This window comes from Paenarthrobacter sp. C1 (assembly GCF_049315185.1).
Classification (GTDB): domain Bacteria; phylum Actinomycetota; class Actinomycetes; order Actinomycetales; family Micrococcaceae; genus Arthrobacter; species Arthrobacter nicotinovorans.
The window spans coordinates 3,165,672-3,182,040 of record NZ_CP186052.1; the positions used below are offsets into that span (position 1 = coordinate 3,165,672).

Below are 16,369 nucleotides of genomic sequence, written 5' to 3' on the forward strand. Positions count from 1 at the left end.
TCTCATGCTGCCGAATTCTGGCTGTTTCAGTCTACGGGAGAGACCAAGGCAGCGTGGCCGGGTTCACCTCTGAGCGGACTGGCGTTTCGGGGTTCGGCATAGGGATGCGCCGGACGTCCTGTGACCGCGTCCGCCAGGTCACCGGCGAGATCCCCTACCGGCCACACCACCACTTCCTGCAGTCCGAGCCAAGTCGCCATGAGCCCAAGTTCAGCAGCGAGCTCGACGGCGGTATCCGCCGGCGCGTCCGGCTCACGGAACGCCGAGCGAACCAGCAGCTGACCTGATGCACGGTCTGCCTTCAGGTCAACCCTGGCTGCGAGGCCCTCCCTGAGCAGGAAGGGCAGCACGTAATAGCCGAACCGGCGCTTCGCGGCAGGGGTGTAGATCTCGATCCGGTAGTGGAATCCAAACAGTTCCTCAAGACGCCGCCGTTCGAAGACAAGGGAGTCAAAGGGACTCAGCAGCGCCCGCCCTTCGGCCTTCCGTGGAAGCCTGGCATTGACGTGCTTGAAAACCTCCCGTTCCCATCCCCGGACCGTCACTGGCTCCAGCACGCCCGCGCCCACCAGCCTTCGGACTGATTCCGCCCCCGCTTTGAGCGGCGTCCGGAAGTAGTCGGAAAAGCACCTTACGGTTCCTATGCCGTGGGCCTGGGCTGCTGCCTCAATAAGGCGGTCAAGGGCTTCCTCAGCATCCACGGCAACCGTGGGATAGGTGGAGACCACCCGGGAGGTGGGGGTATATTTGCGCTCAAACTGGGGAGTCCGCGAAGCGGCTGAAACGCGCCCTTCTTCAAAAAGGTGTTCCAGGACCCTTTTGACGATGTTCCAGTTCCAGCCCCAGTTATCGCGATCGGCTGCGGGAGTGTGTCCGAGTTTTGCGGTGAGTTCCGACGCCGTCATGGGCGGCCCGCTGCCCAGAGCCGCCAAAATCCGGTCTTCCATGTCCCGACGAATACCCGGATCCAGGCGATGCGCCCCCACCCACGCGCGCTTTTGCCACAGAAGCAGGTCCGCAAAATGCTCGGGTCGTATGAAGCTTGCCTCGTGCGCCCAGTACTCCATCATTTTCCGCGGCTTGCGGGACGAGAGGTTGAAAAGAATGTTGGTGTCGTAGTTTCCCAGCCGCGAGAAGAACGGAAGGTAGTGGCTCCGCGCGAGGACATTGACAGAATCGATCTGGACAAGCTGCAGTTGGGCAAAGGTCCGGCCCACTGCCCGTGAAGTCACGGGGCCAGCGGGCCGGACCTTTGCCAATCCTTGAGCTGCCAATGCGATCCGCCGCGCCTGTGAGAGGCTCAGCGAAGCGGTCATTGGTATCCCTTCGTCAGATGCAGGCCTTACTTGGCGGTGGCTGCTTGGTCATCGGACCGATACGCGAGGATTTTCTCCTCGACGGCATCTTCGCCGGGTTCGCAGGTGGAATCGAGGGTAATCACACCGTAGGTCCAGCCACTGCGCCGATAGACAACCGATGGAGCGTTGGTTTCCTTATCCAGGAAGAGGTAGAAGTTGTGCCCCACCAGTTCCATGTTGTCCACCGCATCATCCAGGGTCAGGGATGCCGCAGGGAACACCTTCCGGCGGATCAAAACAGGCGAGTCGCCGGCGGGGATGTCGTTCTCGATGTCATAAGGAGAATGCTCCACTGTTTCCGCAGCAGCCTCCTGGTGGTTGCTGGCCTCCACGTAGAGAGGCTCGTTGGCACTCGCGGGTTCAAGAGTTGCCGTAGCTTCCCGCACGGCCTTGGGCGTGTGCCGGCCGTGGTGCACCTTTTTCCGGTCCTTCGCACGACGAAGCCTCTCAAGCAGCTTGTTGTACGCCAGATCGAAGGCAGCGAATTTGTCAGCGGCTGTGGCCTCTGCACGGATGACGGGGCCACGGCCCAGGACTGTCACTTCGACGGTGAGCTCGCCCGGCGTCTGCCGGGGATTGGTTTCCTTGGAAACCTTGGCGTCAACTCGCTGGACCTTGTCCCCCAACGATTCAATCTTTGAGATTTTCTCGCCGGCGTATTCGCGAAAGCGGTCTGAAACTGTCAGATTTCGTCCGCTGATCATGAACTCCATGGTGCCCTCCAAATAACTCAGGTGACACGACAACGGCACTGTTGGGGGCTGATCTGACGGACAGTCGAGCCCCTTTCCGAGCCGCTATCGACAGGTACATCTTTTCTTGGTACCCACAATCGACGTTAGTTCATCGCAACGCGTTATTCATCCTTTGGCCACTTATTTTTTGATTGAGTCTTAACAGCTTCACAGGTGGTCGTGTGCGGGCGCGATTGAGGCGTAGGCTGGTGGCCTCGTGGCCGCCAACACGACTGCTCCGCAGACCACGCCTCCTGCGGCCTCCACCGCACGTGCTGCCTCGGCCAGAGTTGCCCCTGTCGTGAGGACGTCGTCCACAAGGATGCATCCCATTCCCTGGATCAGTCTGGTCCGTGTACGCCTGACGCGCATGGAACCCCTGACTTTGCGGGCCCTTTCTCCGCGCCCCAGCCCCTTCTGGCCTGAAACGGCGTCGCTGCCTTTACGACCCGGAATTGCATCCGCGATTCCTGGCAACAGGGCCTGAAGGGATCCCCGACCGTCCCTGCGGAAGGGTAAAAACCGCACCTTGGTCAACACATCACGGTGTGGACATTGGGCCTGCGAGTGGCGCAACCGGAGTATGAGGAGCATCAAATGCAGTGGACTGAATCCACGCTTACGGTAGGCGCCGCCGCTGGTGGGAACGGGCACAAGGCAATAGCCGCTCTCATTGCCGACGGCAGCATCCACGGCCTTCCCAAGGCATCCTGCCAAAACACCCGCCAGTCGCCACTGGCCGTAATGCTTGAACGAAAGCAGGCATTGTGCCAATTCGTCCCGGTAGGGTCCCGCAGCCACCACGCCGAGCCTCGCTCCGCCGTCGACAGTAACAAGGGCCGGCGATTGCAGCTCTGCCCGGAAGGGCTGACCACACAATTGGCGCACACGCTTGGCGCAGCCTGCGCAAAGGACGGTATCTTCCGCACCGCAACAGACGCATTCGACCGGAACCACAATTGTCCGAAGGTCTTCCAGCGCGCCTTCCAAGGCCGCAATCAGCCGGGCAATCCGACTGTTGTCCCGTCCGCGGCGACGTGCCCTCCCCGGGTCGGGCGCCAGCAGGTCAGGGTCCGGCGCGGCACGGCTTCCTCCGCCGGACGGCCAACTGCCGGGTGAAAGGTTCATCGACTCAGTTTGTACCGGGGCCAGCGAAGGATGAAGATACGAAGCGTGCTATGTGGATACTCTGTCCGCAGGTCTCACCCTGGGAAAGCCGGCTCCGTGGGACCTTTGAGTTGCAGCTCCCAGCCGTTTCCGACCCGTTGGAAGATTCCGGCCTCGGATTGGCCGAAGATCTGCTCGGGACCATTGCCCGCGCTGATGCTGGTCAGGCCATCCCAGGGTGCGAGTTGTTGTGCTTCACCAGATGCGAGGGAGAGCAGCTCCGGAACCACTGTGGACGTGGCCGAAGCGGACATCACTGCCACGGTCGAAGCATTCACCCATACTCCCTGGTCTGCCGCCCCGGTGGTGAGGAGCGTGATGGGGGCAGTGAGATCCTTGGGCACGCCATCGGGATTACGGACGATGCCGGCGATCTGCACGGTGGATTTCCCGTTGGCCTCGGAAATGACCAGCGCCCTGGTTCCCTCCCGGGAAACCCTGAAGTCCTTCACGGTGCGACCGGAAAGCCATGACGGGGTGATGGTCACGTTGGGAATTGCCATACCGGGTGCGATGCCGGTGGGTTTGTAGGCCACCACTTCTGCCGCCCCGTTGGCCCCCGGACCCGCTGTCCACACCCAGTCCTGCGGACTGAAGGATGGCCCGGTGAGGGTACTTCTGGTAGTCAGCTGGCGGGCGGGCTGGCCGGGTTCGATCGAATAGAGGGTGGTCTTGTCCCCGTTGAGGAAGGCAGTTGTCTGGGATGCAGGTGATTCGGCAGGCGAATGCGGACCGAGTCCGGCGACCGACTGGATATCGGGGAGCGGCGTGATCCGGTTGTTTTCGTAACGAACCAGCTCGCCGTTGTTCACCGCGATCTGCCTGGCCGGAACGGTCTTGTCCACCACTGGTGGCAGGACCGTGCCATTGTCTTCGACACGGACCAGGTCCTGGTCTGCCCGCAATTGCACGTTGATGACATCCGGTTGGCTACGGAACGTTAGAGCCAACTGGTTCTGCATCCTTTGGCGGTCTTCCGCAGAAGCGTCGAACAACTCCTTGGCCGAGAGATCCACCTGCGCAGCACCTGAAACGACCGGAACGGATTCACGCGCGAGCTTCATTCCTGACGGGAAGGCACTGACAACTGCCCCCCGCAGATACGGCGCCGGACCGGCCAGCAAGGCACTGGTCATGGATTTGACCGTGTTCTTCTTGATGAACCACCGGTAATCGGGCACCGCATAGGTGAAGGTTGGGTCATAGAAGTAGATGGGGAACGCTCCGTAGATCACCTTGAACGTTTCCTCGGGAATCGCGGTTCCGTCCGGCACCTTGGAGATCCGCCACTGACCCTCCACCTGTTCGAGCGTCAGCGGGATGGTCTCCTTGGTCCCGGGCGGGTATTGCGTCGCAACGCCGTCGGCGTCCACGGAGTAGGCGAGGTCGAGCACGTAAAGGTACTCGTTTTCCCCGGAGGACTTGACCACTTCTGCCTCGCGGAAAACGATCGCCCGCTTATCCGGCTTCCACGTAACCGACTGGGCCTGCGTCAAGTACTGGCGGGCCACAGGATAGTCATCCTCATAGCCGCTGCCGGCCATGTAGAAGTCCTCGATGATCGCTTCGGGACTTGATCCCTCACGGGGCGCAGCGGGGAAAAACACCGGTGCGTTGGGATTTCCAGCGCCTTCGTCCTTGCTCTTGCCAACCGGGCCCGAACGCGGAATCTGTGCACAGGATGAGAGCAGCAGCATGATGACAGCCAACAGCGCGAGGATTACCCCGCGGCGCCGGCGTCCGGGCTGAGTCATGGCTTCTCCCCTGCTTCGTGATCCCGGGCGGCCGGCTCTTCGCTGTCCGATGAGGATTCAGGCGCGGTGCTGGTGTTTTCGGTACCGATCACAAGTACTTGGCGCTCACTTGCGGAACCGGGGAAATCAATGTCTGCAGGCTCAAGCAGCAGCGGGGACTTGACGATCGAACCTCCCTGCCGGAGAGGCAGTGTCAACCGGAAGTTGGATCCGGAGCCCTTTTGGCCCCATGCCTGCAGCCACCCGTTGTGGAGTTTGGTGTCCTCGGCCGCGATTGAAAGGCCAAGGCCGCTGCCACCAGTGGTCCGGGCACGTGCTGGGTCCGCGCGCCAAAAACGATCGAATACCCGGGCCGCCTCAGTCTGGCTCATACCTATTCCGTGGTCCCTGACGGACACGGCCACGGCGTCGTGGTTGGCCGCGACCGAAATATGGATCGGTTTGCCTTCGCCGTGTTCAAGCGCGTTCAGCAACAGGTTGCGGAGGATCCTTTCGATTCTCCGCGAATCCATCTCCACGATGATGTTCTTCTCCCGCGCGTTGAGGCGGACTTCCGAACCGTACTCTACGGCCACGGGAGCCGCGCCTTCCATCACATGGGCTACGACTTGGAAGATGTCCTGGGGTTCGGCGTCGAGGACAGCGGCACCAGCGTCGAAGCGGGAGATTTCCAGCAGGTCCGACAACAATGACTGGAAGCGCTCAACCTGGTAGTACAACAACTCGGCCGACCTCTTGTTCATGGGGTCGAAATCCTCACGGGCATCGAAGAGGACTTCGGCCGCCATCCGCACGGTGGTCAACGGAGTGCGCAATTCGTGGGACACATCGGAGACGAAGCGTTGCTGCATCTGCGACAAAGTAGCCAACTGGGTGATCTGTTCCTGAAGGCTTGCCGCCATGTGGTTGAAGGATGCGCCCAACCTGGCTACTTCGTCTTCGCCCTTCACAACCATGCGTTCCTGCAGCTGCCCTGCAGCCAGCTTCTCCGAGACGACGGCGGCATGGCTGACCGGACTGACGACGTTTCGCGTGACGTACCAGGCAATGGCACCGATCATCAGGACAAGGGCTGCACCTCCTGCCCACAGAACATTCTGGATCTCATCCAGGGTCTGTTGCGCGGTGTTGAGGTCGTAAATCAGGTAAAGCTCATAGACAGTGCCATTGAAGGTGACTTTGTTTCCAACGGCAATGCCGGGGCGGTCCTCATTGCCCACAGGGAATTGGGTAGGTGCCCAGAACTGTTGCTTGCCACCTTCTTGAACGGCCTTGCGGAGGTCGGGGGGTATTACCCGGATGGTCAGCTGGTCCGAGGCACGCGACTCGACCCACCGGTTGCGGGGTTTGGTCTGCTCCGGTGCCGCTTCGAAGACATACCTGCGCTGGATGACCGAGCCGCGGCCTTCGACTGCTGTCAACGTGTCGTAGACGAGGGTGATGACGCTCGACTGGTCGGTGACCTGTGCGCCGTCGAACGTGTCCTGGACTTGTTTGACGTTGTAGCGGGACTCCGATTCAGCCTGGGCCAGGCGTTCCTGGAAGAGGTTGTTGGCGATCTGGTTGGACAGGTAGGCGCCGACGATCGCGAAGGATGTAACGGCCAGCAGCAAGGTGGTGAGGACCGTGCGGAACTCCAGGGAACGCCGCCAGCGGCGGAGGATCGAACGCCACAGGAAGCGCAACCCCGGTTTGATCTGGCGTACGCCGATGGAAACGAGGCGGGAAACCCGAAGGACCAGGATCAGCCCGCGACGCGTCCAGATCCGGGCACGTGAGAAGAACCACGGCAGGTTCCGGACCGGCCGCGGTGGTGATGGTTCCGGTGTGGACGGCAGAGCCGGGCTTCCGGTACCCACGCCTTCTGCGTCAGGACCTGATGATCCCTGGGCTTCTTCAGGCGTGCCGGTCTTCCCGACCGGAGACTCAGGAACCTGCTTTATATCCGACACCACGCACCGTCAAAACGACCTCAGGCGCTTCAGGATCGCGTTCAATCTTGGAGCGCAGACGCTGGACGTGGACGTTGACCAAACGCGTGTCAGCGGCATGCCGGTAGCCCCAGACCTGTTCCAGGAGCAATTCACGGGTAAAGACCTGCCACGGCTTCCGCGCCAAGGCAACCAGGAGGTCGAACTCTAGGGGAGTAAGCGAGATGCGGTCTCCCCCACGGGTCACCAGGTGACCGGCGACGTCGATGGTCACGTCCGCAATGCGCAAGGTCTCGGGGGCCTTCTGGTCGCCCGGACGCAGTCGCGCACGGACGCGAGCAACCAGTTCGGCGGGCTTGAAGGGCTTCGGAACGTAGTCGTCTGCACCGGATTCGAGTCCGCGAACTACATCCGAGGTGTCCGACTTGGCGGTGAGCATGACGATCGGAACATCCGATTCCCCACGGATTTGCCGGCATACCTCGATGCCGTCGGAGCCAGGCAGCATAAGGTCCAGCAGCACCAGGTCCGGCTTGGACGAACGGAACACGTCCAGTGCTTGGCCGCCATCTGCGCAGAACACCGGCTCGAAGCCATCATTCCGCAGGACGATGCCAATCATCTCTGCGAGTGCTTCGTCGTCGTCAACTACCAGAATGCGTGCCTTCATAGTTATATATTCCCTTATCACCAAGTCTTTGTCCTGTTGGGCGCCGTGCACGGCATGGCGCCCAAGGGGCAGTTCCACCGTACTGCACCGGGGCGCGGCACGCCCGCAAACACTGCTCGTGCGGCGGGCTATGAGGGACGACGGCGGGACTATAGGCTGGGTGCGAAGGTCCGCCTGGGGGACGTCGACTGTCGGCGGACCGGACCTCATGGGGAGGAAACGTGTCACAGCCAGACCACGGCCATCATTCGCCGACAGATGGCCAGCCGGCGTCGGGAAACCAGCCACCATACGGGATGCCGCCCGGTGGTCAAGTACCCGGTGGTCAAGTACCGGGTGGCCAGGTGCCCGGGGCACAGCCTGCGTGGGGTAGCCAACCGCAGTGGGGCGGACCGCCGGCGTGGACGGCCCCCCAAAACCAGGCACAGAATTGGCAGGGCGCCCCTGGTCCTGCATGGCCACCGGGACCTCCGTATGGCCAGCCTCAGTACATAGCTCCTCCCAAACCGGGAGTCATCCCGCTGCGTCCGTTGCAGTTCGGCGAAATCCTGGACGGATCCTTCCAGACGATCCGTCGCAACGCTGCCTCCATGTTTGGCTCGGCGTTGCTCGTGCAGGCGCTGGGAGCAGTCTTCACCGGGGTTATCTCACTGGTGATGCTCCAAATGACGGTCTCCCTGGAATCAGTGGACTCCAGGGCTGAATTCACTGAAGCCATGGGCCCGATTTTCGCCATTATGGCGGGAGCCCTCGGGGTCACGCTGCTGCTTGGATTCCTCGGGTCTGTCCTTCAGGGTGTTCTGGCAGTCCCTGTCGCCCGTTCCGTCCTCAACCGGCGGACGGGCTTCAAACAGATGTGGAAGCTTGCCGGGAAACGGATCCTTCCCTTGTTGGGCGTTGCCGGACTGTTGACCATCGGCGGAATACTGGCTTGGGCCGCCGTGGTGGGCATCGCAGTGCTCCTGTTGACCGCGATGGGACCCGGTGCGCTGTTGATTGTCCTTCCCCTCGGCCTTGGCTCCATCGTCGTCTTTGTTTGGATCGCCCTGAAACTGATGCTTTCGCCGGCCGTCATCGTGGTGGAGCAAACGGGCGTCTACGACGGCCTCCTCCGGTCCTGGCAGCTGACCAAGAACAATTGGTGGCGGATATTCGGGATCACCCTGGTGGTGACCCTGATGCTGGGAATCATCGCCCAGGTTGTCCAGATCCCGGCATCCCTGGCTGCAGCATTCATCAGCGAAACCGTGGCACCCCATCCCGATGCTGAAACCACCACTTCCATGCTTGTCATCACCACTGTCATCACCGCCGCAATCCAAGCCCTCGTGGGATCGGTGACGTTCGCTTTCCAGTCCTCTGTCTCTGCGTTGATCTACATGGATCTCCGCATGCGGCGCGACGGCCTTGATGTTGAGTTGATGAGGATGCTGGAGACGGGCGCCAACCCTGACGGAGTGCCCGGCGGCCCCTCGGCTGCGCCGGGTCCTGTCGGCTGGCCCACGGTATGACGGCATCACCCGTAGCAGTGATTACTCCTTTGTTATCGATGGAACCACCTGTGACTCCGGAGCGCGACGAAGCCCGGCGCTGGGCCATCGAAGAACTTGGAAAACCCCAATATTCCGATGCCCGCCCCGGATGGCTGGACCAGCTATGGCGTGACTTCCTTGATTGGCTTTCATCGTTGGAGGGCGACGGAACAGGTCCGGGCACCAACTTCGCCCTGCCCGCGATTGTTGCCATCGCCGTGGTGCTCATCATCGTGGCGGTTTTCGTGGTCCGACCCCGGCTGAATGCCCGCCGCGCCAACCGCACCGATGACATTTATGGTGCCGACGCCACCGCCGACGCCGACGGTTACCGGAGACGGGCGTCAGCTGCTGCCAACGACGGCGACTGGGCGGCCGCCGTCGTCGATCAGTTCCGGGCTTTGGTCCGATCGGCGGAAGAGCGGGACATCATCGATGTCCGGGCCGGCAGGACCGCGGATGAAGCATCGGCGCAACTGGGGCAGGTCTTCAGCACGGTGCAACCGCGCCTGGGCGCAGCAGCCCTCCTGTTCGATGCCGTCCGCTACGGTGAGCAGGGTGCAACCCGCGCCGACTATGAGTCCACCCGCGGGCTGGATGCCGAATTGCTGACGATGAAGCCCGACTTTGACGGCGCCGTCCACACTGGATTCGCGGTGCCCCGATGACACTGACCGCCAAAGAGCCCGCTCAGGATCATGAGGCAGGATCCCCTGTCCCCTCCCCCGGTCAGGCTTTCACCCAATGGTTCCGGAAACACCTGACATGGATTGCGCTCGGCGCACTTCTGGTGGGTTTGGTGACGTATCTTTCCGTCACCAGCATGTCCGGCGGGACGGACTCCCGGGCGCTCTCCGCGCGGAACCCGGCCCCCGATGGGGCAATGGCCGCAGCGGAGATCCTCGGACGGCACGGAGTGGCCCTGACCACCACGGATTCCTACGACGACACGGTGTCGGCGTTGTCGGATAAGGACCAGACCACGGTCTTTCTCTATGACCCCCGCGGGTACCTCGACCAATCCCGGATTCAGGACCTCGCGGCAGCCGCAGACCGCGTGGTGGTGGTCAAGCCAAGGCTGCGAACACTCAACGGGCTTGGTCCCGGATTCCGTCCCGGCGGTGTGATTCCCGAGGGCCAAACGGTCATCGAACCTGCCTGTACCGTGGAGGATGCCACGGTCTCGGGCCCGGTGTCAGCGCAGGGCTCCGTCTATGCGGGACCCGAGATGTGCTACTCCAGCCGCGGTGACGGGCCCGGTTTGTATGCAGCATCAACCGACGGCCGGTTGATAGTCCTGGGCAGCACGGACCTGGTGGACAATGAGCATCTTGCCACGCAGGGCAACGCCGCACTGGCACTTCGTACACTGGGGAACAACCCCGACCTCATCTGGTATCTGCCCGGAGTCAAGGACATCTCCGCGACCGATACGGCTCCCACACTCAGCGAACTTGCACCCAAATGGTTGGCTTACGCAGGGCCCTGGCTGGGCATCGTGACGCTGCTGGCCATCGGCTGGCGTGGGCGGCGGCTGGGACCCCTTGTTTTCGAACCTCTTCCCGTTGTGGTCAAGGCAGCAGAAACGGCCGAAGGAAGGGCCCGGCTTTACCAGGATGCGCGGGCAGTGGAACGAGCGGCCGGAAACCTGCGGGCGGGCACCCTGACCCGCCTTGCCCGCCATTTCAACCTCGGAGCGGATGCAAGCACGGACGCCGTAGTGGACGCATCCGCCCGGCGGCTGGGGAGGCCGGCCCCGGAAGTACGTTCAGTCCTGGTCGACTTCAGGCCGGGAACCGAAGGACAACTGGTGCAGTGGGCACAAGAGCTTGAACGAATAGAACAGGAGGCCAGGAGCCGATGAGCAGCCAGCCGAACAGCTACACGGACTCAAACAGCCAGTACACGGGCGGGGCGATGCCACGACACGCCCCGATGACACAAGACGACGCCGCGCCGCAAGGCGATGCCTCGACACAGCACAACCAAGTGCCGGCCAGCGACGAAAACCACCAGCGTCAGGTTGCCGGGGACCCGGCGCGCCAGTCGCTGCTGAATGTGCGTGATGAAGTCGGCAAGGCCGTCGTCGGGCAGGATCCCACTGTGACCGGGATGCTGATCGCTCTGCTCTGTGGCGGGCATGTCCTGTTGGAGGGTGTTCCAGGTGTGGCGAAAACGCTCCTGGTGCGGGCGTTGTCCACAGCTCTGAGCCTGGACACCAAGCGTGTTCAGTTCACCCCGGACTTGATGCCGGGCGACGTGACGGGCTCGCTTGTCTATGACTCCCATTCCTCGGAATTCACGTTCCGCGAGGGCCCTGTCTTCACCAACATCATGTTGGCCGACGAAATCAACCGGACGCCGCCCAAGACCCAAGCTTCATTGCTGGAAGCGATGGAAGAGCGGCAGGTGTCGGTTGATGGCGTCTCGCGTCCCCTCCCTGTCCCTTTCATCGTGGCGGCAACCCAGAACCCGGTGGAGTACGAAGGAACCTACCCCCTCCCGGAAGCTCAGCTTGACCGCTTCCTCCTCAAATTGACCATGCCGCTGCCCGGACGGGCGGAGGAGATCGAGGTCATTCGACGCCATGCCAATGGCTTTGACCCGAGGGACCTTGCTGCGGCCGGGGTACGGCCGGTGGCGGGCGCCTCGGACCTTTCATCGGCACAGGCTGCAGTTGCACAGGTTGCCGTTGCTCCGGAACTTCTGTCTTACATCGTCGACATTGTCCGCGCGACCAGGTCCGCTCCGTCCTTCCAACTGGGCGTCTCCCCCCGTGGTGCCACGGCACTGCTCAATACGGCCAAGGCGTGGGCCTGGCTGTCCGGCCGGACCTTCGTGACACCCGACGACGTCAAAGCTTTGTCACTTCCGTGCCTCCGGCACCGGGTGGGGCTCCGGCCCGAAGCCCAAATGGACGGTATCCAGGTGGACGACGTCCTGGGGAGCATTCTCGCCTCGGTTCCGGTGCCGCGGTGATCCGAGTCCGCTTGGCCGAGGGGGCCTGAATGGCCATCACCGGTCGCTTCGTAGTGCTGGCCCTGGCAGGGTTGGTGCCACTGGTGCTGTTCCCGTCCTGGCCGACGGTACTGCTGCTGTGCGTGGTCCTGGTAATGGCGCTTGTTCTGGATCTGCTTCTGGCAGCGTCCCCGGCAAAGCTTGTCCTGGAGCGTCTGCAACCCGGGAATGTCACATTGGCAGGCAGCGCGGAATCTGTGGTGTCGGTGACCAACGCCACCGGACGGAAACTGAACGCCGTCATCCGGGATGCGTGGCAGCCGTCCGCCGGAGCCACGAATCCCGTGCAACGCTTGGCCGTTCCTGCGGGCGAGCGTCGCCGGATGACTGTGACGTTGGTTCCCAGGAGACGCGGGGATCTGGAAAGCCCGCACGTGACCATCCGCTCGTTGGGGCCCTTGGGTTTGGCAGCCCGACAACGCGCCCGGCCACTCCCCGGGCAGTTGCGGGTGTTGCCGCCATTCCATTCGAAACGCCATCTTCCCTCCAAGCTCAGGAAGCTCCGTGAACTGGACGGCCGCGCAGCGGTGCAGATCCGCGGTGCCGGAACCGAGTTCGACTCGCTACGGGATTACGTCCGGGGCGATGACGTCCGGTCCATCGACTGGCGCGCCACCGCCCGCCGCACGTCCGTGGTGGTCAGGACCTGGCGCCCGGAACGCGACCGTCGTGTCGTCGTCGTGCTTGACACGTCCCGAACAGCGGCCGCCAGGATAGAGGACGAACCGCGGCTCGATACGGGAATCGAGGCAGCGCTGTTGCTTGCGGTGCTGGCCGAACGCGGCGGGGACCGCGTGGACTTCCTTGCGTATGACCGGAGGCTCCGTGCCAGGGTCGAGTCGGCGTCCAAGGGGAACCTGCTGGGGCAGCTCGTCCAGGCAATGGCGCCGTTGGAAGCAGAGCTGATCGAACTTGACTGGCAGCAGATCCCGGGGCAAGTACGCGCCGTGTCGGCGCACCGTTCGCTGGTGGTGCTTTTGACGGCGCTCGACGGCGGGGCCCCCGAAGAAGGACTGCTCCCCACCGTGGCGCAACTGTCCCGCCAGCACGTGGTGATTGTTGCTTCGGTTCGCGATCCCCTGCTTGCGGCGATGAAGGCCGAACGGACCACGGCCAGCCAGGTGTTCCGGGCCGCCGCTGCCGAACGCGCGCTTCTTGAGCGCGCGGCAGTCACTGCCCAATTGCGCCAGCTTGGCGCCGAAGTGGTGGATGCCGAACCGCTGGACGTGCCGCCTTTGCTGGCCGATACCTACATAAGGCTCAAAGCAGCCGGTCGTCTCTAGTTTCCAGATCCAGGAAGGACAGCCATGAACGCGCCAATTTACCAGCTTGCCCTCGGTGATGACTTCACCAGGTTGGCTCCGGAAGTGCAGGAGTACTTTTCCCTGGCGGCCGGCTCCGGATCGTATGGCATCGGGGAGGGTATTTTTGACGTCGTCGGTTGCCGGCAGAGGTGGCTGCGGCCCCTGCTCGCCCTCACGGGGAGCGAGCAAGCGTTCTTCCCGGAGTACGGTGAGGGCATTCCTTTCCGCATCGAGAACCACGCACACGTTGACCCGTTCGGCCGTCCGGCCCTGACGGCCAGGCGGGAGATCTACTTCCCCACCGGCACGCGGCTGTTCCACGATACGACGAGCGCCGTCCTGCCGTCGGGACAGCAACCCAACGAACGGGCGCGCTTGGTGGACCATATTGGCCGGTATCGCCGCCTGGTCACGGACCTTGACGTCACGGTTACCGATGAAGGCCGCCTTCGCGGTATTTCCAGGGCGAGCCGGCTGTTCCTGGGACCGCTGCGCCTTCCCCTCCCAGCCGCGTTGGATGCGAAAGCCTACGCAGAACAGTGGTGGGATGAGGCCGAGGGCAAGCACCGCATCCAAGTCAAAGTGATCCAGCCGCAGATCGGCCTGGTGCTGGTGTACGCGGGTCGTTTCGACTACCGGCTTGCGCCCTATCTGCCGGGCGCCGCCCCCGGCACGGCCCTTCCGCGCTATGCCGAACCGGACCGTTGGGAGCCGCGGATCTAGCCCTGGGCCAGTTGGTCCAGGCCATCGGCAACCTTTGTCAGCTTCGTCAGCACGTCCTTGGCCGCCGACGGCGTAAAGTCCGCCAGCCCCGTGGAAGGTGTGACCCGGAGACCGGCAAGGCCGGAGGCCTCCAGGCCGAGCTGGCGCCAAGGCTTCCAGATGCTCTCCACAACGTCGGAGGTCTTGGGTAGCAGGGCCCTGGGATCGCCGGTCGGCAACGCACCGGCCCATACCCGCTTCCCGCCCTCCACGGCACCGGCGAGCTGCTCCCATTGGCGTGTAGTCAGCGCCCTCAACGGCACCGCCACGCCGTCGGCACCCGCGGCGAGTATCCGATCAATGGGTGCTTCGATTTCCGGGACGGAAATGACGGTCTCGACGACGCCCGCAGCTTTGAGTGCGTCGATCACCAACCGCCACGCGCCAGTGACTTCCTCGCCGTCGATGGATCTCAGCGTTCGGTAACCGCTCGCCGTCGGGATGGTCCCGGCCATGACTGAAGCGATCTCCGGTTCGTCCACCTGGACCACCAGGCGGGCGCCAGGTACGGCCGCGGAGAGTTTGCGGAGGTGTTCCGCTACGCCCGCCGCCAAAGAATCCACAATGTCCCGCCTGGCGCCGTAGTCCAGCAGCGCGCGTTCGCCGTTGTGCAGGTGAAGGCTGGCGGCCAGGCTCAACGGGCCCATCAGCTGGATCTTGAGTTCAGTCGCTGAGACGTCCTCGGCACCGGCCACGTCGGCCAGAATGTTGATGTCCGTTGCCAGGGCCGAGCTCGCGCGCCGTTCATCCTTGCCGGGCCTGTCCACCAAACGCCATCCATGCGGCTGGACGTCGATGTCCAGGTCCACGAGCAGTGAACCCGTCCGGCCGACGGCATCGGACCCGACCCCGCGGGCCGGCAGTTCGGGCAGGAAAGGAAGATGCGGGTCCCCCAGCTCCCCGCGGATGATCCGGATGGCCTCGGCGGGATCGTTACCCGGCCACGGCCCCAGGGCAGTCGCGCTTGCACGCAGGTCAGTCACAGAGGACATGGATCAGGCCTGCTGGCTGGAAATCTGGTGATCCTCGGCGATGGCCTCGTGGTGGCGGATCACTTCGCTGATGATGAAGTTCAGGAATTTCTCGGCGAAGGCAGGATCAAGGTGGGCGTCCTCGGCAAGACGGCGGAGCCGGGCTATCTGGGCAGCTTCACGGCCCGGGTCCCCGGCCGGCAGCTTGTGGGTTGCCTTCAGCACTCCCACCTTCTGCGTCGCCTTGAACCGCTCCGCGAGCAGGAAGACCAAGGTTGCGTCGATGTTGTCGATGCTGGACCGGATGGACAGCAGTTCGTCCATGACGGAGCGGTCAACGTGGCCGGCCAGGGAGCTCGCGGCCGGGTTGAAGGAATCGTCGTCATGGGGAAGGGCATTGTTCTGCTCGGTCATGCATCCAAGTCTATGGTGCGGGACGCAGTGTTTTCCGCGTATGAAGCGGAGCACAATGGCACCATCACTGCAGTTTCGGCAAAGGAGCTTTCATGGAAATCGCGGTTCTGGGCACGGGGATGGTGGGCCATGCATTGGCTGGCAAGCTGGTGGAGCTGGGCCATGGAGTCACTATGGGGTCCCGGGAATCAGGCAACCCCAAGGGCATGCAGTGGGCGGAACAGGCGGGAGCCCGGGGGCATGCGGGCTCGTTTGCGGAAGCGTGTTCCCGGTCCGGCCTGATCATCAATGCCACGCCGGGAACAGTCAGCCTGGCCATCCTTGCCGAGGCGGGTGCGGACAACCTCAACGGAAAGGTCCTCCTTGACGTGTCCAACCCGCTGGATGGCTCCAAAGGCTTTCCGCCCCCTCTGACGGTTTGCAACACGGACAGCATCGCCGAGACCATCCAACGGAGCTACCCGAAGGCCCGTGTGGTCAAGTCGCTCAATACGGTCAGTGCACCGGTGATGGTGGATCCGGGCCGCCTTCCCGGGCCCCATGACATGTTCATTGCGGGCGACGACCTGGACGCCAAGTCCACCGTTTCTGCTTTGCTGCAGGAATTTGCGTGGGAACCCGGGCACATCCGGGACCTGGGTGGACTGGACGCGGCACGGGGCATGGAAATGTGGTTGCCGCTGTGGCTGCGGATCTTCATGCAGCAGCCGCAAGGGAAGATGTTCAACATCGCCATCGTCTCCGAGTAGCTGCC

16 protein-coding genes are annotated in these 16,369 nt (G+C 63.1%); 8 read left to right on the forward strand and 8 right to left on the reverse strand.

The features are described from left to right. Window positions 1-26 precede the first annotated feature (26 nt). From ACNAOU_RS14800 to ACNAOU_RS14810, 3 genes are all read right to left on the reverse strand, one after another. Complete coding sequence (locus tag ACNAOU_RS14800) at window positions 27-1,316, reverse strand: winged helix-turn-helix domain-containing protein (protein WP_422757143.1); 1,290 nt, start codon at window positions 1,314-1,316, stop codon at window positions 27-29. Window positions 1,317-1,342: 26 nt separating this feature from the next. Further along, window positions 1,343-2,071 (reverse strand): ribosome hibernation-promoting factor, HPF/YfiA family, encoded by a 729-nt coding sequence (gene hpf / locus ACNAOU_RS14805; RefSeq protein WP_018776439.1) that lies wholly within the window; start codon window positions 2,069-2,071, stop codon window positions 1,343-1,345. 189 nt (window positions 2,072-2,260) lie between these two features. After that, window positions 2,261-2,425: a phosphoribosyltransferase family protein gene (locus ACNAOU_RS14810; RefSeq protein ID WP_229778546.1), complete on the reverse strand. Its 165-nt coding sequence runs from the start codon at window positions 2,423-2,425 to the stop codon at window positions 2,261-2,263. Window positions 2,426-2,689: 264 nt separating this feature from the next. On the opposite strand from ACNAOU_RS14810, the gene ACNAOU_RS14815 reads away from it, so the two are divergent. Then, window positions 2,690-3,211 carry a hypothetical protein gene (locus tag ACNAOU_RS14815; protein ID WP_422757144.1) on the forward strand — a complete coding sequence of 174 codons (522 nt, stop codon included), beginning with the start codon at window positions 2,690-2,692 and terminating at the stop codon, window positions 3,209-3,211. An 83-nt stretch (window positions 3,212-3,294) separates the two neighbouring features. Here ACNAOU_RS14815 and ACNAOU_RS14820 read toward each other — a convergent pair whose 3' ends face one another. From ACNAOU_RS14820 to mtrA, 3 genes are read right to left on the reverse strand one after another with little or no spacing between them, the layout of a single operon-like run. Further along, the gene (locus ACNAOU_RS14820) at window positions 3,295-5,013 is read right to left on the reverse strand and encodes an LpqB family beta-propeller domain-containing protein (RefSeq protein ID WP_018776441.1); all 1,719 of its coding nucleotides are present in this window, start codon (window positions 5,011-5,013) and stop codon (window positions 3,295-3,297) included. Further along, window positions 5,010-6,968: an MtrAB system histidine kinase MtrB gene (gene mtrB / locus ACNAOU_RS14825; protein ID WP_422757146.1), complete on the reverse strand. Its 1,959-nt coding sequence runs from the start codon at window positions 6,966-6,968 to the stop codon at window positions 5,010-5,012. Before mtrB ends, ACNAOU_RS14820 begins: the two co-directional genes overlap by 4 nt. Continuing rightward, window positions 6,940-7,614 (reverse strand): MtrAB system response regulator MtrA, encoded by a 675-nt coding sequence (gene mtrA, locus ACNAOU_RS14830; RefSeq protein WP_018776443.1) that lies wholly within the window; start codon window positions 7,612-7,614, stop codon window positions 6,940-6,942. Before mtrA ends, mtrB begins: the two co-directional genes overlap by 29 nt. Window positions 7,615-8,144: 530 nt before the next feature. On the opposite strand from mtrA, the gene ACNAOU_RS14835 reads away from it, so the two are divergent. From ACNAOU_RS14835 to ACNAOU_RS14860, 6 genes are read left to right on the forward strand one after another with little or no spacing between them, the layout of a single operon-like run. Then, the gene (locus ACNAOU_RS14835) at window positions 8,145-9,125 is read left to right on the forward strand and encodes a glycerophosphoryl diester phosphodiesterase membrane domain-containing protein (RefSeq protein ID WP_018776444.1); all 981 of its coding nucleotides are present in this window, start codon (window positions 8,145-8,147) and stop codon (window positions 9,123-9,125) included. A gap of 50 nt (window positions 9,126-9,175) precedes the next feature. Continuing rightward, window positions 9,176-9,814 (forward strand): DUF4129 domain-containing protein, encoded by a 639-nt coding sequence (locus ACNAOU_RS14840; protein ID WP_179128288.1) that lies wholly within the window; start codon window positions 9,176-9,178, stop codon window positions 9,812-9,814. Beyond that, window positions 9,811-11,010 (forward strand): DUF4350 domain-containing protein, encoded by a 1,200-nt coding sequence (locus ACNAOU_RS14845; protein WP_422757147.1) that lies wholly within the window; start codon window positions 9,811-9,813, stop codon window positions 11,008-11,010. The genes ACNAOU_RS14840 and ACNAOU_RS14845 overlap by 4 nt, the downstream gene beginning before the upstream one ends. Further along, window positions 11,007-12,125: an AAA family ATPase gene (locus ACNAOU_RS14850; RefSeq protein ID WP_416428182.1), complete on the forward strand. Its 1,119-nt coding sequence runs from the start codon at window positions 11,007-11,009 to the stop codon at window positions 12,123-12,125. The genes ACNAOU_RS14845 and ACNAOU_RS14850 overlap by 4 nt, the downstream gene beginning before the upstream one ends. Window positions 12,126-12,154: 29 nt before the next feature. After that, a complete protein-coding gene (locus tag ACNAOU_RS14855; RefSeq protein WP_079580576.1) occupies window positions 12,155-13,447 on the forward strand; it encodes a DUF58 domain-containing protein in 1,293 nt (430 codons plus the stop codon). A gap of 24 nt (window positions 13,448-13,471) precedes the next feature. After that, on the forward strand, window positions 13,472-14,191 hold the full coding sequence (locus ACNAOU_RS14860; protein WP_189075178.1) for a DUF4166 domain-containing protein: 720 nt from the start codon (window positions 13,472-13,474) through the stop codon (window positions 14,189-14,191). On the opposite strand, the gene ACNAOU_RS14865 is transcribed toward ACNAOU_RS14860, so the two are convergent. Beyond that, window positions 14,188-15,222: a hypothetical protein gene (locus ACNAOU_RS14865; protein WP_422757148.1), complete on the reverse strand. Its 1,035-nt coding sequence runs from the start codon at window positions 15,220-15,222 to the stop codon at window positions 14,188-14,190. The two genes, ACNAOU_RS14860 and ACNAOU_RS14865, sit on opposite strands and share 4 nt — an antisense overlap. A 3-nt stretch (window positions 15,223-15,225) precedes the next feature. Continuing rightward, entirely contained in the window at window positions 15,226-15,615 is a 390-nt protein-coding gene (locus ACNAOU_RS14870; RefSeq protein WP_018776451.1) for a chorismate mutase, read from the reverse strand. A gap of 92 nt (window positions 15,616-15,707) precedes the next feature. Here ACNAOU_RS14870 and ACNAOU_RS14875 point away from each other — a divergent pair, with 92 nt between their 5' ends. Then, window positions 15,708-16,364: an NADPH-dependent F420 reductase gene (locus ACNAOU_RS14875; protein ID WP_422757149.1), complete on the forward strand. Its 657-nt coding sequence runs from the start codon at window positions 15,708-15,710 to the stop codon at window positions 16,362-16,364. Window positions 16,365-16,369 lie beyond the last annotated feature (5 nt).